This is a genomic window from Ruegeria sp. AO1 (assembly GCF_056535985.1).
The window spans coordinates 3,048,379-3,072,365 of sequence record NZ_JBQFJC010000001.1 but is presented as its reverse complement, the minus strand read 5'-3'; the positions used below and the strand labels follow the sequence as shown (position 1 = coordinate 3,072,365).

Here is a 23,987-nt window from a genome sequence, read left to right as displayed (position 1 = left end):
TGAACTTGCTGTCGATCTGAAATCTGCATCTCAAAGTTTATCAACGACAGTTTGGTTCTTCAGCCAACTACTGAGATCAGATATCTGGTAGTCCGGTTTGGGTTCAAAGCAGTCGTTTGCTGCAATCTGTGTGAGTGTCTGCTAAACTATGTTTTCCAACATTCTGTAATATGATACCTTGCGCTGTGCCTCGCTTGAAATCGATCGTTGTGTGGTATCTATCGTGGTATATGTTCAAAATAGATAAATTTATTATATATTTAACATATACCTGCAGAATTTATTATACTGACTTCGTCTCCGCCACTTCACAATCTGAGATATTTGTACCTCCTAACGCATAAAAGGGTATGGATTAGTGACCACTTCGTCCGCACAGTGGAAGCTAGAGAAAGTTGTCGCGAACAACCGCAATGCGGATGAAGCAGTTTTTTATTCCCCTGCGGCGATTTTTACAGACTTAGCTATGAACGAAGTGCACGCTCGCGAAGTGACGGCGCCAGTCAGCCACTTCGGCGGCGATATCGTCGCCCTTCAATCCGCGCGCAATTAGAGAAGCCAGTCTGTCGGCGTGATCAGACGTCATGCCCCATCTCACCAACTCGGGCGTACCCATGCGCAGACCATTCATGTCACCTTCGATTTCCACCACAGGTAGACCAATACCGCACGCCAAGAACCCAGCTTTGCGCAGGGTCTTGGATGCAGCCTGTCCACCGCCAAAGCTTTCTGCCAGAACAGCGAACTGGTGAGAGGCGGTAAAGCCCTCGCGCCCGGCAAAAACTGGAACACCTTGCGCATCAAGGCATTGGGCCATTGCGCGGGACATTGCGATCATCTCGGCAGCGTAGTCCTGTCCATAGTCGCGCCAATCAAGCATCGTCACAGCGAGAGCAGCTGACTTCGCAGCGTCAAAGTTTGCCGTCATGCCTGGGAATGCAATAGCATCCAGAGCCTTTGCGATCTCCGCATCGTTTGTGACAATCAGCCCCCCAGCGGGACCGCCGAGGCTTTTGTACGTACTCATTGTCATGAAGTGTGCGCCCTCAGCCAAGGGGTTACGCCAGGCACTTCCCGCGATAATCCCGCATTGGTGCGCGGCGTCGAACATCACCTTGGCACCGACTTCATCTGCAATGGCCCGTACTTCTTTGACCGGGTGCTCAAAAAGGTTGAGGCTTCCGCCGATCGTGATCAATTTGGGACGCTCCCTTCGCGCAAGCGCGCGCAGTTGGTCGAGATCGACAGAGTAGCCATCGGCATCGGTTGGTGCATCTATTGTTTGCAAACCAAACAAACCGGCGCATCCTGCGATGTGATGTGTTACGTGCCCACCGATCGATGCCGGCGGTGCAATGATCGTATCGCCTGCTTGGCAGGTGGCCATGAAGCCATAGAGGTTCGCAATCGCGCCAGAAGGCACGCGGATTTCTGCGAACTTTGCGTCGAAAACTTCCGCGCAAAGCTCGGCTGAGATGACCTCGATCTCTTCGATGGCTTCAAGTCCCATCTCATATTTTTCGCCCGGATATCCAAGCGACGGGCGCGAGCCGATTCCTGAAGACAGCAGTGCCTCAGCTCTCGGGTTCATTACATTGGTTGCAGGATTCAGGTTGAAGCATTCGTGCTCATGGATTTCCCGGTTTCGGGTGGCTAAATGCTCAATCCGATCCAGCAGAGCCTTGGATGAGGTGCGAGACGTTTCGGTTGCGATCTTCTGGACTAGTGCTTCGCTGTCGGCCGGCACCCAGTTTCTCATGTCTATGGTCATCGCAATTTCCTCCTTGGCTGCACACAGATTGGACAGATCGGAATGACAACGCAAACCAGTTTTGCTATTTCTGGGCTTAGAAAAACTAAGGCTGAGATCTATGGCTGTCGCTCCACGTCGCCCTAAAGGGCCGCCCCTCAATGCTCTGCGTGCCTTCGAAGCTGCGGCGAGGCTAGAAAGTTTCGTTTCCGCGGCCGAGGAGTTGGGCGTCACGGCCGGCGCGGTCTCACAACATATAAAAGCTTTGGAAGGCTGGGCCGGAACTACCTTGTTTGAAAGAGGTGCTCACGGTGTTTCGCTATCCTCCTCTGGTCGCAAGCTAGCAGGAGAGTTCACGCATGCCTTTGATCTTCTCGCGGCGGCGACGCAGAGTTTACGAAAACTAGCACCCAACCCCGAGATTCATATTGCCGCTTTGCCCTCAATTGCGCAGCTGTGGTTGCCAGCGCGATTGGGCAAGCTGCGCGAGAAGCGTCCCGACCTGAATGTCTCGGTGACAGCGATGGAGAGGCCTCCCAGCCTGTCGAGAGAACTATTTGATCTGTCGGTTTTCTTTTCCGTCCCGGCTGAAACACCGGATCAGATCGTGCTTGCGGAAGACGAAATCCTCCCAGTTTGTTCACCAAAGATAGCAGATGGTCTTGATCTAGAGACCGCGCAGTTGCTGCATGACCAGACGTGGCATGAAGACTGGTCCATTTGGTCAGAGGCGACGGGTGTTTCAGTTGGTGATCCCCAAAGGGGGCCGAGATATTCGCTATACGCCCTTGCCGTAGAAGAAGCGAAGTCCGGTGCGGGTGTGCTTATGGGACATAGCTGCCTGGTTGAGCAGGCGCTTCAGTCTGGGCAACTCAAGAAAGTTTCATCGGAAAGTATCGGAACGGGTCGGGTGTTGGCCCTCGAGCTTCCACATAGATCGAGACGCCATCCTGCGATTGATAAGGTCGTTAGTCTACTTCGAGAGGAAGGACCGCACTTCAACGGATAAGAACTGCTGAGATGGCGAGTCTTTCTGCTTTAGGCGCGGCGCAGTCAATCGCTCTACTTGGCGTGAACGGCCGCAACGCAGACAGTGAAGTTTTGAATGCGGCAGGGCGAAAGGCCTTTGCTGTGGGCTTTCAGTTTGCTCGGGTTTACGTTTCTGAGGTTTCGCTAGCTTCGCATGGATTGGCGTTAGTCTCTGTTTACCGACTTTACCGATCACCTATTGGGGTAACCCTGCCTTTAACCACCCTTCACGCCAGTTGTTTGCGGAGGCTGGAACAGTGAAGATTGGTATCTGGGTTTCCTTTGAAGCGGCAGTCAAGCCCGGGCGCAAAATCTGCAGGTCTTTAACCGCGTTGCGAGCGGCTTCTTCATCAGTCAGGTGCCCCAGAGAAGCGATCAGCATGAGATGACTCATGACGAAGCTGGATCGGACCGACAAAGCATCCCGACAAGCACCGGCCGCTTCCTCATATCGCTCAAGCTGAAAGAGTGCGCTTGCCTGAGCAAGGTAGGCGGCGTGGCTGCTCAGGGCTCAGTATTGCGGTTCCCATCAGAAAGCATGGCTGGCTGGTAGCAGCCCAAAGCGGACGTAAACTAGTGTCTATTTATCAGCAGTTTTAAGATAAAGAGGGCATCTGAATTCTGCTTTAGTTTGTTGGCAAGTACCGATCCAACAGAGCGTCGACCAACCCCTCTTGCAGTTTGTTGCCGGTAGCTTCATCTACACGCAAGATGTCTTCGAGATTAACAAGTTGTTCTATCCCCGTCGTCATGGACAATCGCTTGGCCAGATCGTCAATTTCCTTAGGCTCCATCAATGTGTGAACTGGTGCAAGAGCTTCGGCAAAAGCCGCCACTCTTCTGGCACCACGCATTTTTACGGTTCCATCCTCAAGGGATGCCTTGAGTGATTCAGCCAGAAACTGCCGGAAATGCGCCTCATGAATCCGAGAAAAATCCAGATAGTATCGCGCGACGACATGTATACGGCTCCTAACGTCATCAAGTCCCTTCAAGAGTTCTGACGTCGGAATGACGTCAAGATCGAGCGTCGCATCCAAAGCCAAGACACTCGGGTCTGAGAAGTAACGATACACCGTCGCACGGCTGGTTTTGGCGCGTTCAGCGACTTTAGCCAGCGTGACTTCCTTGCCTTCCGACATCAGGTCACGTGCAGCCGAAAGAAGTGCTGTTCGCGTTCGGTTGATTTGATTTGTACGAGGCGCCAATTACAAACCTTTTGTGATACACTTGTCTCATAAATAGATATATGTATCATAAGCGCAGTTTGTTTCAAGTAAAGGGAGTCGCAGCTATGACTGAACCTCGCCCGCGTATTTATCATCTTCTTGGGAACCTTTTGACCTTTCACGCCTTTCCCAGTGAGACCGGAGATCGTTGCACAATCGTCGAAATAAAGACGGCGCCGGGTGCCGGTGCGCCGCCCAACCATCATGCTGGCGAAGATGAGAGCTTTTACGTGCTCGATGGTGAATTCGAGTTTTTTGTGAACGGTGAGACAGTCGACGCAAAAGGTGGTGATTTCGTCAAAGTTCCAGACGGCGCAGTGCACGCCTTTACATGTACCGGGGAACGGCCAGGTCGGTTACTGTGCATTAACGCCCCCGGCGCCATGCATGACTCGTTCTTTACTGAAGCCGGTGACGCAATGCCCGACGGAACGACAGACGTTCCGGCGCCTGATGGACCGCTAGACATTCCGGCGATCATGGCAGTGGCAGATCGAGTGGGAATGACGATCCTGGCGCCAGCGGACGTTCCCAGCTAACAACGTGCGTGCACAAATCCGGGCCGCGGAACGACTGTTTTGCGTTCAAGATTCTGCTGCAAACCCTACCTAGTGGGACTAGCTCAATCCGAAGCCATCACTCACGAAGAGGTCTTGCAATTCTGGATCGAGGAGAGTCGTTGAGCTTTTTTCAAGTGTCTTTTGCTTGAACCGAAGCAGTCGAATAAGCGTAGGCGATTAACTGCTTTAGTTTTCCCGCCATCAAAGTTCAGTCGCGTTTGACTTGGCTTGAGATCGCTTAACTCAACATTCTTTCCGAAACCTCCTCAAGGAGGGTATGAAGATCGAACTCTTCGCCTTTCTCGGCAAGCCCTTTGTCATGCAGAATGAAGGACAGCCCGTGCACGAAACTCCACAACAAAAACCCACGGCGGCGAACTTCGTTTGTGATTCCCGGTTCACCGAGACATTTTGCTACCTCAGTCAAAAGAATCCCGAAGCTTTGCTGGCCGCCTTCCTCCAGCCGCGGATCCGCGATGCGGTCTGTGAAGCCGCCAAATTTCAATCTGAAGATACCGGGCTCATTTAACGCGAAGGCAATATACTCCATCCCTATGGCAGTGATGCGCTCGGGAGATCCTTCAGGAACGCCTTCCAGCGCAGCAAGCATATTGTCTCTGTGCCGCTCCATTCCCTCAAGGACAGTGGCGACCAGCATTTCTGTCTTGTCTTTGAAGTGCTTGTAAGGTGCCGCGGTTGACACGCCCGCGCGTCTGCAGGCCTCGGATACGGAAAAACTGTCCGGACCTTTTTCTTCGACCAACTGTCTGGTTGCTTCGATCAGTGCAGCACGGAGATCGCCGTGATGATAGGCCTTCTTGCTGACGGAAAGACCCGCCGTTTGTCTGTTTGTCGGATGATTTTTTTCGATGCTGCTCATGATCCAACATGTGCCAGATCACGTATCTCTTGTCAAAGTGAGAACTTCTAACATATGTTAGAGATACTAACTTGATGAGGTCCCCAAATGCCGAATCCTGCAAATTCATCTACTGAAGCGAACAAACCGAGCCTATTTGTACGTGTGTTACGCGGCACTGTGCGTTTGGGAGTGACCGTCAGTTTTATCGCCGTCGCAGCGGCTGCTGTTCACTTCGGAGCATCCGAGCTCACCCGTAGAGCGGAGGCGGTGCCCGCACCGGATGCCGCCGCTGTGACCCCGGTATCCGTGACGCCGATCACCTCCGAGAGCGCCTACACAGTCGATCGCGTGTTCATCGGGCAGGTCGAACCTCAGCGTTCGGCAGATATCTCTTTCGAACTCAACGGGACGCTCGATCAAATTCTGGTGGATGAAGGTGACGAGGTTGCAAAGGGTCAACTTCTTGCGACACTGGACATCGCACTGCTGGAGGTCGAACGCGACCGTCTGACAGCATCGCGTGACGCCATTGCAGCCCAGCTTGAATTTGCAAGAAAAACGGTCGAGCGAAACGCGAAACTCATCGAACAAGGCTTTACCAGTCAAGCCCGTTTGGACGAAGCCGTTTCTCAGCAAGATGAATTGTTATCCAGAATTGGTGAGCTGGATGCGGCCTTGCGCGATGTGACCGTTCGGATTGAGAAATCCAGCATCGAGGCCCCATTTGCCGGTCAAATAACCGCGCGACACGTGGACGGCGGCGAAACTCTGCGCTCGGGCGAGCTGGTTCTGGGAATGGTCGAGGTCGTGTCGCCGCAGGTTCGGATCGGTATCCCTCTCGATGTTGATCCGGCGCTGCTAACCGATCTTGAGATCGAGATTGCAGCTCAAAGCTATCGGGCTGAGCTTGCAACCTTGCGGCCCGATATTGACCCGGTGACCCGAACCCGTACCGCGCTGTTCGATCTGAAGTACGCGTCGGACGTTGCTTTCGGACAAACCGCACGTGTGCATGTACTCGATCCCGTCCAAAGTGCGGGAACCTGGGTGCCGACAACATCGCTGAAGGAAGGAACGCGCGGGCAATGGACACTGCTGGTTGCCGACGCGCAAAAGACTGTGCGCCTGGCGACGGTCGAAGTGCTGCATGCCGAAGACGATCGCGTCTTTGTGCGCGGCGCGTTTCCGGAAGGCACCGTCCTGATCGATCAGGGGCCGCAGCGGGTCAGCGTTGGTCAGCGCGTCGCCTTCAACACTGGCGAGTAACGGAGCGATCTGATGGAAACCCTTACCTTTCGCCATCCCCGGCTGGTTGCCCTGATCATTTTGGTGCTTGTATCAGCAGGCCTGTCTTCGTTCCTATCGCTTGGGCGACAGGAAGACCCCACGATCACCAATCTCTTCGCAACTGTAACCACGCAGTTTCCGGGCGCAGACCCCGAACGGGTCGAAGCATTGGTGACCGCAGAAATCGAAGAAGAGCTGCGAAAGATCGCCGAGGTGGATGAGATCAGTTCAGTCTCCCGCTCGGGCGTGTCGGTCGTTTCTGTTGAATTGCTGGAAACACTAGACGAAGCCACCATTGAGCAGGTTTGGGCCGAGGCTCGGGACGCCGTTGAGGATGCGCGCCAGAACTTCCCGGCAGGAGTTTTGCCGCCAGAGTTTGATGCCGAGGGTATTGCTGCCTATTCCGCTGTCATTGCAGTCGCGGCCGAGGACCCTGACTTCCCGCTCACTTTGCTGTCTCGTCATGCCGAAGCCTTAGGTGACAGATTGCGCGCGATACCTGCGACTCGAGCCGTCGACTATTTCGGTCAGCCCGAAGAAGAGGTGCTCGTAAGTGTCGATATGGACAAGGCCGCTGCGCTTGGGCTTGGCGCTGCCGAGATTTCTCAGCGGATCGCCGAAGCAGATGGAAAGGTTCAGTCCGGGCGGCTGCAATCTGATGTCGACCTGACCATAGGCGTCAGTGGAGAAATTGAGAGTTTGGATCGCATTCGGAGCATCGTCCTGCGTGAAAACGCAGACGGTGCCGTGGTGCAGCTCGGAGATATTGCCAGCGTAGACCGGGGCGCACGCGAACCGCAGTCCTCAATCGCATTTGCCAACGGAAAGCCCTCCGTTTTGGTGGGGATTCTGGCGCAGGACGGCGTGCAGATCGACCGCTGGACAGGCTTTCTACGGGATGAGCTTGAGGCCGGTGCCGCATCGGTACCTTTAGGCATGCAGGAAATACTGCTTTTTGATCAAAGCCAGTACACGACGGATCGTTTGTCAGAGGTTGGGATCAACATGGCCATTGGCGTGGCTCTGGTCGTGGCAGTCTTGTTTGTTACGTTGGGCGTTCGTGCAGCTGCGATCGTGGCCTTGGTATTGCCGGTTGTCTCATTGGCAACTCTTGCGACGATGAACATGATTGGATTGCCAATTCACCAGATGTCTGTGACTGGCCTGATTGTTGCCCTCGGTCTGCTCGTTGACGCAGCCATCGTGATGACGGATGAAATTCGTCGTCGTTTGCAGGATGGGATGGAGAGACTTTCAGCCGTGCGAGATGCTGTTCGCCGGTTGGCTGCGCCTCTGCTGGCGTCGACTGTAACAACGGCGCTCGCCTTCACGCCGATGATCTTGCTGCCTGGCCCCGCCGGCGACTTTGTTGGTGCTATCGCTATCGCCGTGGTGCTTATGCTTGTCTGGTCACTAGTTGTCGCTTTGACGGTGACCCCCGCGATTGCGGGCTGGGTACTGTCCGACCGCCCCGACGCAGGAATGCTGAGCCGCGGTATCAGCATCCCGCCGCTTGCCCGAATGTTCGAGGCCTCAATTCGATTGTCAGTCACTAATCCGGTGCGCTCCATCGCGTTGGCATTGATCTTGCCCGTGCTTGGCTTTGCGGCCTTTCCAACGCTGACCGCGCAATTCTTCCCGGGCGTCGACCGCAACCAATTCTATATCGAAGTCGACATGCCAGGTGGAACATCAATTGCCACCACCGAAGCAACCGCCCGCCAGATCGATGAGATGCTGCTGGCAGATGATGGCGTCGAAAGTGTCTATTGGACGGTGGGAGAATCCGGCCCGGCATTTTACTACAACATCGTTGGCAACCGTTCACGCGAGCCCGGTTTTGCGCAGGCCATGATCACGACCGGCACGGCCGACGACGCAGCCCGCCTTGTCGGAGCCCTGCAGGGTCGTTTGGATACCGACTTTCCGGACGCGCAGATCATCGTTCGTAGTCTCGTGCAGGGCCCTCCGGTCGACGCACCAGTTGAAGTCAAAATTCAGGGGCAGGACATCACGGTTTTGCGCGATCTGGGCGACGAGGTGCGTTCAGTTATGGCCAATCTCGACCTGGTGACGCAGGCGCGCGCCAGCGTGAACGGCGGCAATCCTCAAATCCGGTTCGAGATTGATGAGGTCAAAGCCCGTCTGCTGGGACTGGACGTGGCCGATATAGCTGGTCAGTTGGACACGGCACTTGTTGGCGTCACCGGTGGATCACTGATCGAAGGGACTGAACAGTTGCCGGTGCGAGTTCGTCTTGGTGACGAGGTGCGATCAGACCTAAGCGCCATTGTCAGTATGCCCATCCTGCTGCCCAATGCTGCCACCATATCCGCCGCTAGTGTTTTCCCTGCTGTGCCGTTATCGGAACTCGCCAATCCGGTGATCGAACCTGCGGAGAGCGTTATAACCCGAACGGATGGCGTGCGCGAAAACACTATTCAAGCGTTTATCGTCCCCGGTGTTTTACCCGAAGAGGCGTTGCAGGACGTACTAGAGGCGCTTGATGCGTCCGGATTTGTGTTACCACAAGGCTATTCGATGTCCTTGGGCGGTGACAGTGATGCCCGATCCAACACCGTGGGCAATCTACTTGCCTCTGTCGGTTTGATTGTCACACTCTCCATCGCGACCATCGTTCTGACCTTTAACTCTTTCCGACTGACGCTCGTGACCTTGGTCGTGTGCGTATTGTCTGCAGGCCTTTCCATGCTGTCGCTGGCCGTTATGCAATTCCCGTTCGGAATAACGGCGATAATCGGGGTCATCGGCTCAATCGGGGTTTCGATCAACGCGGCGATCATAATTCTGACTGGGTTGCAACAAGACGTTGACGCAAGCCAAGGCGACCGAGCAGCTATGGCGCGTGTTGTGACCGGTTCAAGTCGGCATATCATCTCGACAACGGTCACGACCTTTGGTGGGTTCCTACCCCTGATCATAGGCGGAGGAGCGTTTTGGCCACCATTCGCCGTAGCCATCGCCGGAGGGGTACTGTTGTCGACTGTCGTATCCTTCTATTTTACACCGCCCGTTTTCGCGTTGGTGTATCGTGTCAAGCTCGACAAACCGCTTGAGGCAAAGAACCAACCTTCCCAGCCTCGAGAAGGAATTGTCGCGCTTGTGGCAGAATGACGATTGAGACTACTTATCGTTGAGAGCCGGTGTGTTTCATGGCCATCGTTTTTCGAAGCAAGGTTCAAGTTCTGTCATGGGTCGCGCGCCGGACTTTGCATAGTCCGGTTTCTGCGTATCGCTACAATTGGGGCATCGCGCAGCATCGGTCAGAGTGGGCTCGGGGCGGTCATTCAGTGAAATCTGCTCAACGTCTACTTTGAGGAGATTTCTGCTATTCGCGACGAAGCCTCCCGGATGTGAGGCTAGAACGATTGCGTAGAGGTCAGTGAGTAGCTTCAGCGACAAGTCTGACTTGTTTTCAAGAAGCTACTCGCGCAACATCTATGAACGTCCGGAACCAATTGGGAGGTTGGCATGGCGGAGCTACGCGAAATTGGTAAGACAGGGATACGGGTTCCTCGCGTCGGGTTTGGATCGACAGGGTTGGGAAGTATTCCGGAAATCTATGGGTATGAAGTTGAGGAAGACCGCGCGATTGATACAATTCGGGTAATTCTTTCGCAGCCAAATGCGTTCCTGGACACATCCCGTTGCTATGCCATGGGGCGAAGTGAAGAGCGCATAGGTAAAGTCATTCGTGAGCTTGGCGGTTGGCCGGAAGGGCGGGTGCTTTCCACCAAAGTCGACCGGGATATGGAAACCGGTGCCTTTGATGCTTCTCAGGCACGTAGGTCATTCGAGGAAAGCCTTACGGCCCTAAGCGTCGACAGCGTCGATATACTCCACGTCCATGATGTCGAATATGCAAATGACCTATCTGAGGTCAAAGGACGGGGAGGTGCGATTTAAGAGTTGTTTCGTATCAAGGAGGAAGGTCTGGCAAAAGCGGTCGGAATCGCAGCGGGACGTATCGACTTGATGATGCCAATTTTGGAGGGTTGGGATTTTGACGTGGTCCTGACACACAACCGGCATACGCTGGTAAACGACAACGCGGCACCTCTGATAGAACTCGCGAAATCACGAGGCGTTTCGATATTGAACGCAGCACCTTTTTCCGGAGGTGCACTTGCCCGAGGAAGCGCGATCCATCGCTTTTATGTCTATCGTCCTGCAGATGATGAAGTACTTGCGCCAATACGTGCTGTTGAAGAGGTATGCGGTCACTACGATGTCCCAGTCGGGGCGGTCGCGTTGCAACACTCTTTGAAAAATGACGACATCACTTCGACCGTTTGCGGAGTGACATGGCCTCAGCATGTTCAACAGGTGATGGAATGGGCAGAGTGGTCCATCCCTGATGGTGTTTGGGAGGACCTCGCTGAGATAGGGAAATCTTCGGAGGATCCAGAGGCTTAAAGTGAAATCCCAGAGGGGCAGTATAGCAAACAATGCGGAAGATCATTCGAGACTTGATAAGGTGCTTGGAACCGATTTTCGAAAAGGAAAGGGTGTCCTCAGTACCTGCTAGTCTCGGCAAGGCCAAAAAATCAAAGGGATCAATATGATTGCATTATTATTTTCGTTGTTCACATGCGCCCTCGGGCTCGCTTACTGTAAATTCGTCCGCCTTTCATACGCCCTCTTCGTAGTCACGCTTTTGGCGAGCGTTTATTGGCTAAAATTTCATGCAACAACGCCGCTTTCAATCCAACTGTGAGATCGTTCCATGTCACCTGAATTTGCCCGAAATATGAACGCGCTTGGTGCCTTGGCTGTCTGCCTAGTGTTGGTTCTTGCATTCTATTTTCAACTTGTTCTCTACGAATTACCCTGTCCGTTATGTCTATTGCAGCGTGTCGGTTTCGTGGCCGTGGGGTTTGGGCTAGGGCTAAATCTGTTATGGGGCACGCGTGCAAGGAACTACGGCATCGTCCTTGTGGCAGCAATATTCGGTATCAGCGTTTCGATCCGCCAAATCCTACTGCACATAGTGCCCGGCACCGGGCACTATGGGTCTCCGGTTCTTGGTCTGCATTTTTACACTTGGGCCGGCATAGCCTTCGGATTGATAATACTCGGGACCGCGGTGATGCTTGTCTTTGAAAAGCAATATGATCTAGCCGCGGACGTTAGGGCATCGGAACGGTTCGGTGGAAGCAAGTTGGCCAAAACCGCGTTCATGTTGATCTTAGCTTTGGGAGCCGCCAACGCAGGCTCAGCTCTATTGGAGTGTGGGCCAGGTATTTGCGACGATCCGCCAACAGACTACAAGTTTTTGGATAAGCTTGAGTAAGCAAGGGAAACTTAGGTCGAGGTGCGAGCTTGTGCGTAGTTTTTCTGGTATTTCGCCGCCCAAAATCAAAGAAGATATTCAGAGGCGATCTCTCGCTTTATTTTGATCGCAAGCAGTTACCAACAAGGAAATTCAAAACTAGTAGTCAACTAAATGGTCACGGTTAAGGCAGGTGACCGCTTTGGACTCAGAGTAGTACTTTGCAGCAATCCACGTGCGTTTCTGCTATAGTGTTTAACCAAAGTTCAATAACATCACACCTTGTGCTACGCCTCGCTTGATATCGAATTTAGTGTGGCATGTATGATGAGGCCTTTTCTCTATAACTAGAAATTTATCATATACTTAACAGGACTTTGCAGGCTTAGTGATACTGCCTTCATCTCCGCCATAACCTCGAATTCTAGCGCCTTTCGAGTAGATTGCTACGCCAGCTCGGCCAGAGCCGTGTCGATCCGGGACAGCATCGGGGATTGGCCCGCGGTTTCAACGATGACGCGGGCTTTGCTCAAGTGTTGCACGGCCAATTGCTTCTTCTTGCGCGCTTTGTAGAGCAACCCAAGGATCATGTCGCAGCGGGCGATATAGTGTCCTTTTTCATCGAATTGAGGGTTGCTACGGACTTCGTCCAGCATCGCAACCAGTTTCTTTTCGCCAAAGAACAGCACCCAAAGGATTGAGCGGAAGTTCCGAAGAAAGACACCAGCCGACGCTCCGCCCTCACCCGTCAGGATGGCAAGATACATTTCGCACAGGAATAAACGCGCCCAATCGGCCGACACTTTGGTGCCTTCGTCCGTGCGCTTTTGAACGGCTCGCTCGATCTGCCGTAGCCCGTCGGCGATGCGTCCCTTCAGAGCGTAGGCTACCCCGAGCATCGTTGCCGGGCCCATGGTGAACAGGGTCCAGCCGTGTTCATTGCAATTGTCGATATGGGCCTCAATGATCTCGATCGCGCCGGGTGTTTCCGTGGGCACCATGGCTGATACGCGGGCGGCCTCGGCGATGGCGCGCTCGAACTCGACTTTTGAAGCCTTGTGCGCCTCTTCCGCGATGGCCAGCGCTTTTTCGTGGTCATCGGCAACCATGGCGATCAGGGCTTTCATCGCTGTGCCATAGCCCAAAGCCCGTGGGTCGTTGGTCTTTTTGCCCAGCGCAATCATCTTGTCTGCTGTGGCGTGCGCGCGGGCCACCCGTCCTCGGGTCAGCTCATTCCAACCGATGGTGGCAAGGTAAAAGTTCTGGATATAGGCGTCGTCGATCTTTTCCAGTTCGGCCTCGATCAGGCGCGCTTTGGCTTCGAACTCGGCGTTTGAAATCGGCGAGAAATAGATCGACACCGAAAGCTCATTCACCATTGCATAGGCCCGTGAGGCCGGATCGCCCAGACGTTCGGCCATGGCGGTCAGATCCTGTTGGACCCAGTGGGCCTCACGGTATTTGCCATTGCAGACAAGGCAGGACACGTAGTGGTGCAGGAACAGAGCGTGATGAGAGCTGTCGCCCACCTGCTCCAGGATGGGGCGTACAGACCCGGCAAGGTCAATGATCGTTTTGACCCTGAGTGAAATGTTCGCACATAGCGCAAAGCTGGCCAGAAACGCGGCGAACTCGGGCTTTGAGGCGCAGTCTGGATCGCTTTCATAGAGGGCATAGGCTGCCGTGTAGTAATTGTTGGCCTCATCCAGCGAATAGACACCCAGAGACTTGTCCCCGGCCATCGCCGTATACCGAAACGCTTTGTCGGTCTGGTCCGTCTGGCCGTAGTGATAGGCCAACATTTCGGCCACTTCTTGCAGGCGGTTTGCGTTGCGCTGGACCAGACACTCGGCGACTTCCAGATGCAGGCCCGCGCGACGCGTGGCCACAAGGCTTTGATACACGGCATCGCGTAGAAGAACGTGCTTGAAAACGTAGTCCGAGGAGTTTTCGTCGCGATACAACACGTCCTGAGCCTGAAGACGCTGCAGGGCGTCACCGGTTTCAGCAGGGTCTTTGGCCAGTTGTGAGAGCAGACCTGGATCAAACCGTCGCCCGATTACGGCGGCGGCTTGCAGCAGGTCCCGATCCTCGGTCGACAGGCGATCAACGCGGGCAGTCAGCAGGTTCAGCATGCTGGCCGGCAGGTCGGCCTGCGCCATGTCGATATCCAGATGCGCTTCGGCCGCGTCGACCCGCAGGCTGCCTTGTTCCAGCAGATAAGTCAGGATTTCTTCGCCAAACAACGGGTTGCCACCGGCACGTTCGGCCAGTTGACGATCCAGCCCCGCGGGCAAAGTGGTCACGCCCAGTCGGTTGCGCGCCAGATTGGCGAAGTCCTTTGTCATCAGCGGTTTCAGCGCGATGGTGCGAACTTTGTCGTCGTCGCGCCACACTGGTGTGTATTCCGGGCGGTGGGTCTGGATCAGTAGCAGGTTGGTCAGGTCCGACCGGTTGACGATGCCCTGCAGCAACTCTTCCGAGGCGCTGTCGATCCAGTGGCTGTCTTCGATGAACAGGATAACGGGCCGCTTGGCGCATCGCGCCTTTAGGAGTTCAGGCAGTAGTTCACGGGTGCGCAGGCCAATGAGAACGCCGTCAAGCCCGTCCAATGCCTCCGGCGGTGGCGTCAGGCCAAGCAGGTTCATCAACAGGCCCAGATTCTGCTGTGAAAAGCAATTCCAGGCCTTCAGACCGGTCTCGATCTTGTAGGCGATGCGGGTCGGATTGTCTCGATCCTTGATGCGAAACGCGGTTCGGACAATCTCGATGATCGGCAGGAAGGGAACCTGCTGCCGATCCGCAAAACAATAGCCAGTCAGGACGTCAATCTGATCGCGGGGCAGGCGGTTGAGGAATTCGAACGCAAGCCGGGTTTTGCCCAAGCCCGGTTCCGCGACCAGATCCACCACCGAAACGCCGTTGCGCGCCTGAGCCAGTGCATCGGCCATTTGAGTCAGTTCGGTGTCGCGTCCCACATAGGTACTGAGACCGCGCGCGACCGAGGCATCAAACCGCGAGGCATCGGCCCGCACGGATTGCAATTGCCACAGTTTCTGAGGCGTGGCGAGGCCTTTGAGCTGATGTTCCCCATCAAAGCGCAGCTCAGTCACCCATTCGACAAGGCTGCGGGTCTTGTCGCAGATCAGCGTACCACCCGAGGGTGCCAGGTTTTCGATGCGCGAGGCCATGTTGACCGTGCTTCCCACCGCTGTTGCAGGCCCGTCTGCGCCCTGTACGGCGGCCATCAGAACGGTGCCGGAACTAATGCCGACCCGCATCTGAGGGCGCACGCCGAAGCGGGCCTCGATCTTTTGTGCGGATGCGAGGAAAGCGTGATGGATGGCGTCGGCGGCGCGGCAGGCCCGTTCGGCCGGGTCCTCTAGCGCGTCAGGGATGCCGAACAGCGCCATGATGCTGTCCCCGGCAAAGTCGCGGACCGTGCCGCCATGCTGAGATACCGCACCCGCGAGGGTGTCGTAGACCAGACGCACAAACTCCAACGCTTGTTCTTCGTCCAGTTTCGAGACGATCGACGTATAGCCAACCATATCCGCAAACAGGACCGAGACCTGGCGCCGCTGCCCCAGATCGCCCTGTTGTTGTGTAGATATGACCCCGCCGTCCTGCATTACCACCGGAGTGATACAGCAGCAAAGCGCGCGCCGCCAGCCGTTGCGGACATGTTGATGTGATTGGCCTGTGGAATGTACGCGAAAATGTCACGCCCAAACGCGCGGATGCCCGCAGCCCTGTGACCGGGCCGCGGGTCGTGGATTTACTTGAACACGTCCACCAGATCCGAGACGCTGACGCCTTCCTTGATCTCTTTCAGGCGGGCAAAGATCAGAGCGATCGTGATGCTGAGCCAACCGTAGGCAATCGCGTTGAGCGCGGCCTCAAAAAAAACCCAGGGACCCAAAGATGCTGTTGGATCAGCAATTCCGGAGAACCCGAACGCAGCTGCGAAAACAAATGTGACTACCATGACGACCAGCACAATACATAGACCCATCAGGATCAGCGCGCCGATGATGGGCCAACGGTAGTTCTTGGTCAGAGTCGCGCTGCGTCCCATCGCGCCGAACCCGGCCCTGTCGATCACAATGGCCGGTACGATGACGGAAAACACGGCGTAGATCCAGATACCCGGCACGACCAGAAAAACAAGGCCGATAAAATACAAGATCGTCGTTGCGATCGACAGAACTGCAATGGCGGGCAGGTTGACGACAGCCGCCGAGAAATAGCTGCCAATACGCGCCGCACGCCCCAATTTTGCGTCATAGGCGAACTGTATGATCACGGCCGTGGTGACGGCATATGCGAGCAATGTGATCAGAGCCGACACGATCACGCCAGAATAGAAGGCGGTATTGTCGAAACTCGCGGTGCCAATATCGTCGAAAGACTGCGCCACCGTGTAATTGTTCACAATGACTTCGATCAGCGCCGGAATGAATCCCAGCAGAAGCACAAGGTGAATCTTTTTGAAAAAGATCGAAAACGTCTCACCGACAATTGCTCCGACGCCCAGGGGCATGTGAGCCTCAGGGTCTTCGGGATTGGCTGTATCTGTCATTTTTTGTTCCAAACTACTTTTGTGTTCTGTGTCTGATAGAGCCTTGAGAACGGGTTCATCCTCAAGACGAGTTTCGTTTTTCTGCTTCTCGCTTGGGTAAATCTGCAACAGGCGTGGCTAGCCTTGCTTGTCTGCCTCGGCGTGGAATTTATCGGCGCGTTTGTCGCCGAACAACTGGCGCTGTTCTAGAAAAGCGCGTTGTGCTTTGTAGAAGGCCTCGAGAAAGGCAAGCTGGTCTTCGGGGCGGACCGCATCGGCATAGTCGATCTTGCGCCGGACCTGCTCGACAATTGCGGCCATGGTTTCCTTTTTCCGTTTGTGTGCCTCGGGCCCGGTCGAGCGTGCTGCGCCGCGCAGAAACCCTTCGAGGGTCTGCAATTCGAACGCGCCGTAATGTTCAAGCTGATGGGTCAGAAACTGAAACCGGGGCTGGGTGGCGGTTGCGGGTTTGATTGCTTTGGACATATCGGGCAGCAGGATCGGCTTGGGAAGGTGGATCACATAGGTACCTGCGACAATATCCCCCAGCCGTTGGCTGCGCTTGTTGAACACGGGCACTGCAATCACGCCCAGTATCCAGGCCAGTGAAATCAGAGACGGGATCAAAGCCTCGGCAGTCAGGGTCAGAACCAGTGTGCCAGGTAGAAAAATCTCGGCTTCTTTCATCAGGTTGCGAACGACGAGGGATTGCGTTGTCAGCGCCTGACCATCGGCCGAGACCACCTTGATCTTCATCATGCGCTTACCGATGGTCTGGCCGTTCCACACCAGCTCGGACGCAGCGTAGTAGGGGATGCGGATGACGAAGAACAGCATCGCGGCAACGGCCACAAGCGCCTCGGGCGGGACAATGTCGATGGCCAGCAAAAGCAGGAAGAGGGCGATGGCACCCACCCCGGTGATCAAGATATCGGCGAATTGGGCGGCCATACGCACGCCCACACCCGCGACCCGGAAGTAGAGCGGCACACCCTCGGGGGGCAGCAGACGGTCGAGCTTGGGTTGGGTCATGACCGCTTCCTTCCGCCCATGCAGAACCACAGCAGCCACAGCGCGCCGATCCCCCAGCCGATGGCGATACGCGTGGTGCGGTCCTGTACCAACTGCCGGCCAAAACCTTCCAGCAGCGCGGCAGCGACCAGCATCATCGCGGCGATCAGCGCCAGTTTCACCGCATCATGCCCGGCGGCCCGCAATGCCGCGCGGCGTGTGAGCTGGCCGGGGAACAGTACAGCGAGGCCCAGTTTCAACCCGCCCGCGCCCGCGATGCAGATCGCCGACAGCTCGGTCACGCCGTGGATCGACAGCCAGCCGAACAGGTCCCAGCCCAAGCCTCGATCTATGTGAAGTGCGTAAAAAACGCCCAGAATCAGGCCGTTATAAAACAATAGTAAAACTGTTGGCGCGCACAGGAACGCCCCCAGCCCAAAAACAAAGATCGCGATGCGTGTGTTGTGCGAGAACAGGTAGGTGGCAAACGCTCCCAACCCGGACCCGTCTTCCTCACCATAGATGACCGAGCGCAGATAGTCCGTGCTGGCATCCGGCCCGCGCCCTCCGGCCAGTTCGGTGGGCATGAAGACAAAGAACCATTCGGGATTGTCGAAGTAGAAGAAATACCCGGCGATAGCTCCTGCGGCCATGCACAGAAACCCCAGAAGGGTGACGCGCCAGGAGGACCGCATCGCTTGCGGCCCACCACTGGTCAGGAACTTGCGGATGATCCCGCCCAGCCGTTGTTGTGGGGCGTAGACACTCAGATAGGCGCGGCTTGTCAGCGCCTCAAGGTATTCCAGCAAGCCGCGGTCCAATGAGATTTCGCGCGCGATGGACAGCGACGTCGTGGCCTGCCGATAGAGGTCGGCCAGATCGCGCGCCTCTTGAAAGCTCATGCGGTGCAGGCCCTGACCTTCGGCCTTGTCGACCAGATCGGATAAGCGTCGCCAGTCGCCTTCGCGTTCCTGCCGGAACCGGGCCGAGCGGATCAGATCAGCGTCAGACATCAGATCATCTCTCGCGCTTTGATTTCCAGATAGGTCGAGATCAGCCGCGCCGAGATCTCGCCCGGTTCGGCGTCAATCACGGTCACGCCGATCTGTTGCAGCCGTTCCAGCACAAGGCGGCGTTCGCGCAGAAGCTGCCCGGTCGAGACGGTCTCGGCCACGTCGTTCATGTCCTGCGGGGCCGTGTTGACCTGCGCCTCGAGGATCGGATCGCGCAGGGTGACGAAAACGATCAGGTGCCGCTTGGCCAATGCGTTGATGTTTTCCACCATCAGTTCCGCCGAGGTGGTATCGACGAAATCCGAAAACACGATGATCAGGCTGCGCTTCGGGGTGCGCCCGTTCAGCTCGGTCATGGCAAGGGTGTGGTTCGTCTCGACGCTTTCATATTGCAGTTCGGCCGTGCGGCTGCGCAATCGGGTGAACGCTGCGCGGCCCGGTTCGGGGGGCAGGAAAATGCGCGGCTTGGCGTCATAGGCGTAGAGCCCGGCCAGATCCCCCCCGATGGCGGCGGCCCAGGCGGTGGCAAGTGCGGCGGTGATGGCATGGTCGATCTTGGGAAGGCCCGCGATCTCCTCGCGCATCTGATAGCCGTTGTCCAAGGCGATGATGACATGGTGGTTGCGCTCGGCTCGAACCTCTTTGGCCACCAGAGACCGATGCCGCGCCGACCGCTTCCAGTCGATTGATTTCGCATCCATGCCGGGTACGAAATCCCGCAACTGGTGAAACTCGGTGCCCTCACCGATGGCGCGGTTTTCCTTTACGCCGAACAGGCGGGATTGAACCGTTGTCGAAATCTCACCCGATTGCACCCGGCGGATGTTGGGTACGACTGCTATCTCAAGACCAAAGGCGATTTTCGGGACGAATTCGAACAGTTTGAACCGGGAAGACCAGCTGAGCCATAGATGGGAGAGGCGCCATTTTCCCCGGCGAATGGCGCGAAACGGAATGCGCACCTGTCCGCTGGACAGATCGAACCGGGTCGGTCCTTCGACCCCTTCGGGCCAGTGTACCTGCCCGGTCATGCCTGAGGTCGCTGGGGTGACGATCAAGGCGATCTCGTCCTGTTCGCCCACGAAGATATCGCCCAGCGGCTCGACCGAGACAGAACGGCGGCGCGGCCAGGACAGCAGCAGATCACCTATGGCCAGCGCGCACAGAACCACCCATGGCACCCCGGCAACGGTGCGGGTTGCATCGCCCATCACAACGGCCACCAGTGACAGGCCAAGGGCCACGCAGGCCGCCACCAGCAATATGCGCGAGGGACGGATCAGCGGGGGGCCTCGATCTGGTTGAGGATGTTCTCCAGCACCTGCTGCGGCCCGCGCCCTTCGATTTCGGCGGCAGGGGACAGAACGATGCGGTGTTGCAGCGCGTGGATGATCAGGGTTTTGACGTCGTCAGGAATGGCAAAATCGCGCCCGTTCAAGGCTGCTGTCGCGCGGGTCGCCCCGGCGATGGCATCCGCGGCGCGGGTCGAGGCCCCAAAGGCGATATCCGCGCTTTCACGTGTGGCGCGCACCAGACGCAGAATATAGGCCAGAATATCGTCATCCAGCACGATCTCATCAATCAACTGCCGGGCCGCTGCCATCGTTGGGGCATCCAGCAGAGGGCGCACAGTTTGCGTTGCGCCTAGGGGATCCAGCGGTGCATTGGCGTGCTGGCGCAGGATCGATAGTTCGACGTCTTCGGGCGGGAAGCTGAGGTTTACCTTGAACAGGAAACGGTCCAACTGCGCCTCTGGCAGCGGGTAAGTGCCTTGTTGTTCAATCGGGTTCTGGGTGGCAACAACGATGAACTCGGACCCCAGCGAATGGTCGGTGCCATCGATGGTTACCATGCGTTCGTTCATCGCCTGCAGCAAGGCGGCCTGGGTCTTGGGCGGCGCGCGGTTGATCTCATCCGCCAGCAGAATCTGACTGAAGACGGGGCCTTTGGTCAGAACAAACTCACTGGTCTGGAAATTGTAGATCGAGGTGCCCAGCACGTCGCCGGGCATAAGGTCAGGCGTGAACTGAATGCGCCCGAACTCAAGGCTCAGTGCCCCTGCAAAGCTGCGCGCCAGAAGCGTCTTGGCGGTGCCCGGAGGCCCCTCAAGCAGCACGTGACCGCGCGCAAACAGCGCTGTCAGCAGCAGGTCAACCGCCTCTTCCTGACCTTGCACAACTTTGCCGATCTCGGCCCTGAGGCTTTCGGCATGGGAAAACAATTCATCAAGCGTCATCGGCAAGTTGCTCCAGTATCAACTCAAATTGGTCCACATAGGGAATGGCATGTTCCGGCCCCAGATGCGGGGGGAGGGCGCGGATGGATGCGATCAGATCTTCCAGTTTTGCAGTCAGGTCCGGTTTTCGGGCGCGAATATAGGTTAGGTACGCGTCCTCGGGCGTGCCGCGCAGGGCGTGCGAGGTGCCGAAGACCGATGCCGCGCGGGCGCGCAGGCGGGTGTCGATGAAATCCGACAGCAGTGCCCCGTCCTGATCGGTCATCCGCATCAGCCGCGCACGGACCCGATTGGCGGTGCGTTTGCCTGACCCGAGACCCAGCGACAGATCCGCAACCGGCCCGCTGCGTACCCCACCGCGCCAGACCGCAAGGGCCAACAGAAACCCCGCACCGATCCATAGGGTCAGGAAAGGCGGTTCGAACAGGCGTTTCAGGTCGTCCCACGTGCGTTCGCGCGCGACATGCTGTTGCGGGTCGGTCAGCCAGTTGCGGTCGCTGTAGTCGATGATGATCCGCTTCTCGCCCGCGATCTCGGGCAGCAATTGCGCCGCGATCAGGGCATTGTCCCCTAAAGCCAGCCCATGGTTGTTCATCAAATCCGGGTCGGACAGAACATGGACCTTCTGCTGTTCACCGTCGCCGGGCAGCGGGCAAAGGCCCAGAACCATAGCGCCCCGACGCCCAACCAGCGGCTCGCAGCCTTGCCCGTCAAAGACCTGCGCCGCGTAGAGGCGGGCGGTCAGCGCATCGTCAGAGGCCACGTCAAAATCGGTGAACGGAACTCGGGCCGAGCGGATTTTGCCGACATCCGAGCCAACGATCCTATGCAGAACGCCCTCGATCCCTTGTTCGGGGGACAACAGGATAGGGTGCCCCAACCCGGTGAGCCTCAGGCCCGATCGCCATTTGGGCAAGATCACAAGGCTTGGGGTCGAGAGCGCCTTTTCGCGGATCACGTCCAGAGTCTGATCGAACTCATCCGGTTGCAGGAGCAGTTCGTCTTTGGTCTGCGCGCGCGCGCGATCTTTGCCCGGCTGGGTGTCATAGATGGGTTGGATCAACAGGCCGATGGTGCTGCGGTCCAGCGGCCAGCCTCCGGTAAAGGTTTGCGCGGTGTGGCCTTGATCGCGCAGCCACAGTTCTAGCCCGTCGAATCCGGTCGAGGAGTCGCGCAGCGCATATTGTCGACCGGCCATCACATAAAGGAATATGCCGATGCACAGCGCGCCGATGATGCCAAAGATAATCCAGTCGACCCGGACCCGCTCGGGTGCTGCAATATTGACCGCATCGCTCATGAGCGGACCTCGCGCAGGATGGGGCGGATGCGTGCCAGCAGGGCGTTGAAGTCGGGGTCGCTGATGGAGCGATGGCCGAAATGCACCCGTTCACTTTCCAGCACCAGTGCGCGCAAGTCGGGAATGTACCAGAGGCTCTGCGGCAGGCTGCGCAGCGCCTCGCGGTGAGTCCAGCTGCGCTTGAACAAAACCTCATTGGCGCTGAGGCAACGGGTCAGGACCAGTTGCGCCAGCCCGACGACCGCCTGGTTGCGATCTTCCTGCCTCAGAATGGCATCCAGATCGGGCAATTCCTCATCCGTCTCGGGCGTGTCCACTGACTGCTTTCCAGCGCGCTTTGCATTGCCTGCCCCCGACCGGAAAGAAACCGACGTGCGGCCGACGCTGAGGTACAGGATCCATGCCAACACGGCCAGAACCAGTGCCGCGATGATTCCCATCGTCCAGTTGGTATCAAGCGAGACGGTTTGAGACTCTTCGTCAGGTGTGGGTGAGAATTTGGTGTCCAGCGGAGGTGCCGGTTGGGTGGGGTCAAAATACACTACATCCGTGTCAATCCCGCGATAGCGAACGGCCTTTAGATAGTCCTGCCCCGAGGGGCTAAGCTCGGTTGGGGAAAGCGCTTTCTCTTGCGCTGTCACCAGTGTGGGAGCGCAGAAAAGAAACGATAGAAATAAGGCCGTCAAAAAACGCATTGAGCTATCGTTAGTTCACTCTCGTCAGGCACGCAATCGGTAGAATGCGCCTCGCGCATGGATTGACCAAGGCGGGTGTGCGACCCGTGTTTGTCGCGCCCATGTGGCGATTTCATGACAGGGTTTCAGAGCGAGGTCGGGTGTGACTATTCGGGCTCTTCCGCATAGAGGCCAAGCTCATGCCTGCGCTGGTGGAACCGCGCGACGCGATCGACAATCTCATCGCTGGAAACAGCGATCACGAAGGACAAAAGCGTCTCAAGCAATGCAATGGTCGATACTGACGAAGGGAAGAATTGCGGCGTGTCTGCAGACAGAACGAACCCGTGCTGCGCGTTCAGGATCACTGGGCTGGCCGGGCTGTCCGAGATGCCAACGACCGTCATACCCTGTAGGCGTGCCAGCTTGATCGCCTCGATCACTTCGGTCCGATAGGGGTGGCAGGTGATCGCAATCAGCACGTCCTGTTCATCCGCCCAAGCCAGATCGTCCACCGGGGTCGAGCCGGAACGGGGAATGGCGTGAAACTGCTTCATGCCGGTCGAGGCCAGATAGGTGAAGTTGCGGGCGTTCGAGTTGTTTACCCCGACGCCCAGCGTAAAGATCTGTCGGCAGTTCCAGATATCTTCGGCGGCTGCCTGCAGTTGTTTGGCATCGATCCTGGCAAAGGTCTCTTCGATATTGCGGATCGCCGCGCCGATCATGTCGGCGTAGAGCCCGCCCAGTTCGCCGGACTTCCCGATGTCCTGAAGCCACCGGGCTCGGTCAGGAAATGAGACCGACCCTTGCCGGATCGCCTGCCGGAACGGGGCGCGAAAATCCTCATAGCCTTCAAAGCCGACTTGTCGGGCCATGCGGACAAAGGTGTTGGGTTTGACATTGGCGGCTTCGGCAATTTCACGAACGGTCGAAACGCCGACATCGGTGGGGTTCTCCAACACATAGCGCGCGGCCTTTTGGGCCTCGGGTGTCAGGGCCTCCCATTCCTCGGCCAGACGGTCGAGAACGATTGATGATACATTTGTGTCATTCATTATTGACCGTGGTACACATGTGAAATTAGCCTGTCGAGCAGATTCGCACACTGGGCGCACCAAGATGATCGAAAACGCCGGTATGTGACCCCCGAAACACCTCTGCCGACCTGCGGCGCATTTGAGG

General features: G+C 56.7%; 19 protein-coding genes and 1 pseudogene. 7 read left to right on the top strand and 13 right to left on the bottom strand.

Annotated features, from left to right (window positions below):
- Positions 1-460: 460 nt before the first annotated feature.
- On the bottom strand, positions 461-1,771 hold the full coding sequence (locus ACR3FB_RS15275; protein ID WP_425084409.1) for a serine hydroxymethyltransferase: 1,311 nt from the start codon (positions 1,769-1,771) through the stop codon (positions 461-463).
- Positions 1,772-1,871: 100 nt separating this feature from the next.
- Here ACR3FB_RS15275 and ACR3FB_RS15270 point away from each other — a divergent pair, with 100 nt between their 5' ends.
- The gene (locus ACR3FB_RS15270; protein ID WP_480566116.1) at positions 1,872-2,759 is read left to right on the top strand and encodes a LysR substrate-binding domain-containing protein; all 888 of its coding nucleotides are present in this window, start codon (positions 1,872-1,874) and stop codon (positions 2,757-2,759) included.
- Positions 2,760-2,975: 216 nt separating this feature from the next.
- Here ACR3FB_RS15270 and ACR3FB_RS15265 read toward each other — a convergent pair whose 3' ends face one another.
- Both ACR3FB_RS15265 and ACR3FB_RS15260 read right to left on the bottom strand, forming a co-directional pair.
- Positions 2,976-3,161, bottom strand: a complete 186-nt coding sequence (locus tag ACR3FB_RS15265; RefSeq protein WP_425084407.1) for a hypothetical protein — start codon at positions 3,159-3,161, stop codon at positions 2,976-2,978.
- A gap of 244 nt (positions 3,162-3,405) precedes the next feature.
- Complete coding sequence (locus tag ACR3FB_RS15260) at positions 3,406-3,987, bottom strand: TetR/AcrR family transcriptional regulator (protein WP_480566114.1); 582 nt, start codon at positions 3,985-3,987, stop codon at positions 3,406-3,408.
- Positions 3,988-4,073: 86 nt separating this feature from the next.
- Between ACR3FB_RS15260 and ACR3FB_RS15255 the strand changes: the two genes are divergently transcribed.
- The gene (locus tag ACR3FB_RS15255; protein ID WP_480566112.1) at positions 4,074-4,547 is read left to right on the top strand and encodes a cupin domain-containing protein; all 474 of its coding nucleotides are present in this window, start codon (positions 4,074-4,076) and stop codon (positions 4,545-4,547) included.
- A 259-nt stretch (positions 4,548-4,806) separates the two neighbouring features.
- Here the strand turns inward: ACR3FB_RS15255 and ACR3FB_RS15250 are convergent, their stop codons facing one another.
- Positions 4,807-5,448: a TetR/AcrR family transcriptional regulator gene (locus ACR3FB_RS15250; RefSeq protein ID WP_480566110.1), complete on the bottom strand. Its 642-nt coding sequence runs from the start codon at positions 5,446-5,448 to the stop codon at positions 4,807-4,809.
- Between the two features lie 171 nt (positions 5,449-5,619).
- On the opposite strand from ACR3FB_RS15250, the gene ACR3FB_RS15245 reads away from it, so the two are divergent.
- The 5 genes and pseudogenes from ACR3FB_RS15245 to ACR3FB_RS15225 all read left to right on the top strand — a co-directional run bounded on the left by ACR3FB_RS15245 (position 5,620) and on the right by ACR3FB_RS15225 (position 12,031).
- Entirely contained in the window at positions 5,620-6,696 is a 1,077-nt protein-coding gene (locus ACR3FB_RS15245; protein WP_480566108.1) for an efflux RND transporter periplasmic adaptor subunit, read from the top strand.
- A gap of 12 nt (positions 6,697-6,708) precedes the next feature.
- Positions 6,709-9,852: an efflux RND transporter permease subunit gene (locus ACR3FB_RS15240; RefSeq protein ID WP_480566106.1), complete on the top strand. Its 3,144-nt coding sequence runs from the start codon at positions 6,709-6,711 to the stop codon at positions 9,850-9,852.
- A 357-nt stretch (positions 9,853-10,209) separates the two neighbouring features.
- Positions 10,210-11,154 (top strand): annotated as a pseudogene (locus ACR3FB_RS15235) (aldo/keto reductase).
- A 145-nt stretch (positions 11,155-11,299) separates the two neighbouring features.
- Positions 11,300-11,455 carry a DUF5993 family protein gene (locus ACR3FB_RS15230; RefSeq protein WP_480566104.1) on the top strand — a complete coding sequence of 52 codons (156 nt, stop codon included), beginning with the start codon at positions 11,300-11,302 and terminating at the stop codon, positions 11,453-11,455.
- 9 nt (positions 11,456-11,464) lie between these two features.
- The gene (locus ACR3FB_RS15225) at positions 11,465-12,031 is read left to right on the top strand and encodes a disulfide bond formation protein B (protein ID WP_480566102.1); all 567 of its coding nucleotides are present in this window, start codon (positions 11,465-11,467) and stop codon (positions 12,029-12,031) included.
- Between the two features lie 425 nt (positions 12,032-12,456).
- Here ACR3FB_RS15225 and ACR3FB_RS15220 read toward each other — a convergent pair whose 3' ends face one another.
- From ACR3FB_RS15220 to ACR3FB_RS15180, 9 genes are all read right to left on the bottom strand, one after another.
- A complete protein-coding gene (locus ACR3FB_RS15220) occupies positions 12,457-15,642 on the bottom strand; it encodes an ATP-binding protein (RefSeq protein ID WP_480566100.1) in 3,186 nt (1,061 codons plus the stop codon).
- Between the two features lie 146 nt (positions 15,643-15,788).
- Positions 15,789-16,592 carry a hypothetical protein gene (locus ACR3FB_RS15215; protein WP_480566098.1) on the bottom strand — a complete coding sequence of 268 codons (804 nt, stop codon included), beginning with the start codon at positions 16,590-16,592 and terminating at the stop codon, positions 15,789-15,791.
- Positions 16,593-16,709: 117 nt separating this feature from the next.
- A complete protein-coding gene (locus tag ACR3FB_RS15210; protein ID WP_480566096.1) occupies positions 16,710-17,603 on the bottom strand; it encodes an RDD family protein in 894 nt (297 codons plus the stop codon).
- Positions 17,600-18,595 carry a stage II sporulation protein M gene (locus tag ACR3FB_RS15205; protein ID WP_480566095.1) on the bottom strand — a complete coding sequence of 332 codons (996 nt, stop codon included), beginning with the start codon at positions 18,593-18,595 and terminating at the stop codon, positions 17,600-17,602. Before ACR3FB_RS15205 ends, ACR3FB_RS15210 begins: the two co-directional genes overlap by 4 nt.
- Entirely contained in the window at positions 18,595-19,839 is a 1,245-nt protein-coding gene (locus tag ACR3FB_RS15200; RefSeq protein WP_480566093.1) for a DUF58 domain-containing protein, read from the bottom strand. The genes ACR3FB_RS15205 and ACR3FB_RS15200 overlap by 1 nt, the downstream gene beginning before the upstream one ends.
- Before the next feature lie 35 nt (positions 19,840-19,874).
- Positions 19,875-20,831: an AAA family ATPase gene (locus ACR3FB_RS15195; RefSeq protein WP_480566091.1), complete on the bottom strand. Its 957-nt coding sequence runs from the start codon at positions 20,829-20,831 to the stop codon at positions 19,875-19,877.
- Positions 20,821-22,131, bottom strand: coding sequence for a hypothetical protein (locus ACR3FB_RS15190; RefSeq protein WP_480566089.1), 1,311 nt, complete (start codon positions 22,129-22,131; stop codon positions 20,821-20,823). The genes ACR3FB_RS15195 and ACR3FB_RS15190 overlap by 11 nt, the downstream gene beginning before the upstream one ends.
- Positions 22,128-22,826, bottom strand: a complete 699-nt coding sequence (locus ACR3FB_RS15185) for a DUF4129 domain-containing protein (RefSeq protein ID WP_480566087.1) — start codon at positions 22,824-22,826, stop codon at positions 22,128-22,130. The genes ACR3FB_RS15190 and ACR3FB_RS15185 overlap by 4 nt, the downstream gene beginning before the upstream one ends.
- Positions 22,827-22,972: 146 nt before the next feature.
- On the bottom strand, positions 22,973-23,860 hold the full coding sequence (locus ACR3FB_RS15180; RefSeq protein ID WP_480566085.1) for a MurR/RpiR family transcriptional regulator: 888 nt from the start codon (positions 23,858-23,860) through the stop codon (positions 22,973-22,975).
- Positions 23,861-23,987: the final 127 nt, after the last annotated feature.

What these genes read in the sequence shown, in the direction of transcription:
- ACR3FB_RS15275 (WP_425084409.1), bottom strand. Translation starts at nt 1,771, where the DNA reads ATGACCATAGACATGAGAAACTGGGTGCCGGCCGACAGCGAAGCACTA.
- ACR3FB_RS15270 (WP_480566116.1), top strand. Translation starts at nt 1,872, where the DNA reads ATGGCTGTCGCTCCACGTCGCCCTAAAGGGCCGCCCCTCAATGCTCTG.
- ACR3FB_RS15265 (WP_425084407.1), bottom strand. Translation starts at nt 3,161, where the DNA reads ATGCTGATCGCTTCTCTGGGGCACCTGACTGATGAAGAAGCCGCTCGC.
- ACR3FB_RS15255 (WP_480566112.1), top strand. Translation starts at nt 4,074, where the DNA reads ATGACTGAACCTCGCCCGCGTATTTATCATCTTCTTGGGAACCTTTTG.
- ACR3FB_RS15250 (WP_480566110.1), bottom strand. Translation starts at nt 5,448, where the DNA reads ATGAGCAGCATCGAAAAAAATCATCCGACAAACAGACAAACGGCGGGT.
- ACR3FB_RS15240 (WP_480566106.1), top strand. Translation starts at nt 6,709, where the DNA reads ATGGAAACCCTTACCTTTCGCCATCCCCGGCTGGTTGCCCTGATCATT.
- ACR3FB_RS15230 (WP_480566104.1), top strand. Translation starts at nt 11,300, where the DNA reads ATGATTGCATTATTATTTTCGTTGTTCACATGCGCCCTCGGGCTCGCT.
- ACR3FB_RS15225 (WP_480566102.1), top strand. Translation starts at nt 11,465, where the DNA reads ATGTCACCTGAATTTGCCCGAAATATGAACGCGCTTGGTGCCTTGGCT.
- ACR3FB_RS15220 (WP_480566100.1), bottom strand. Translation starts at nt 15,642, where the DNA reads ATGCAGGACGGCGGGGTCATATCTACACAACAACAGGGCGATCTGGGG.
- ACR3FB_RS15215 (WP_480566098.1), bottom strand. Translation starts at nt 16,592, where the DNA reads ATGACAGATACAGCCAATCCCGAAGACCCTGAGGCTCACATGCCCCTG.
- ACR3FB_RS15210 (WP_480566096.1), bottom strand. Translation starts at nt 17,603, where the DNA reads ATGACCCAACCCAAGCTCGACCGTCTGCTGCCCCCCGAGGGTGTGCCG.
- ACR3FB_RS15205 (WP_480566095.1), bottom strand. Translation starts at nt 18,595, where the DNA reads ATGTCTGACGCTGATCTGATCCGCTCGGCCCGGTTCCGGCAGGAACGC.
- ACR3FB_RS15195 (WP_480566091.1), bottom strand. Translation starts at nt 20,831, where the DNA reads ATGACGCTTGATGAATTGTTTTCCCATGCCGAAAGCCTCAGGGCCGAG.
- ACR3FB_RS15190 (WP_480566089.1), bottom strand. Translation starts at nt 22,131, where the DNA reads ATGAGCGATGCGGTCAATATTGCAGCACCCGAGCGGGTCCGGGTCGAC.
- ACR3FB_RS15185 (WP_480566087.1), bottom strand. Translation starts at nt 22,826, where the DNA reads ATGCGTTTTTTGACGGCCTTATTTCTATCGTTTCTTTTCTGCGCTCCC.
- ACR3FB_RS15180 (WP_480566085.1), bottom strand. Translation starts at nt 23,860, where the DNA reads ATGAATGACACAAATGTATCATCAATCGTTCTCGACCGTCTGGCCGAG.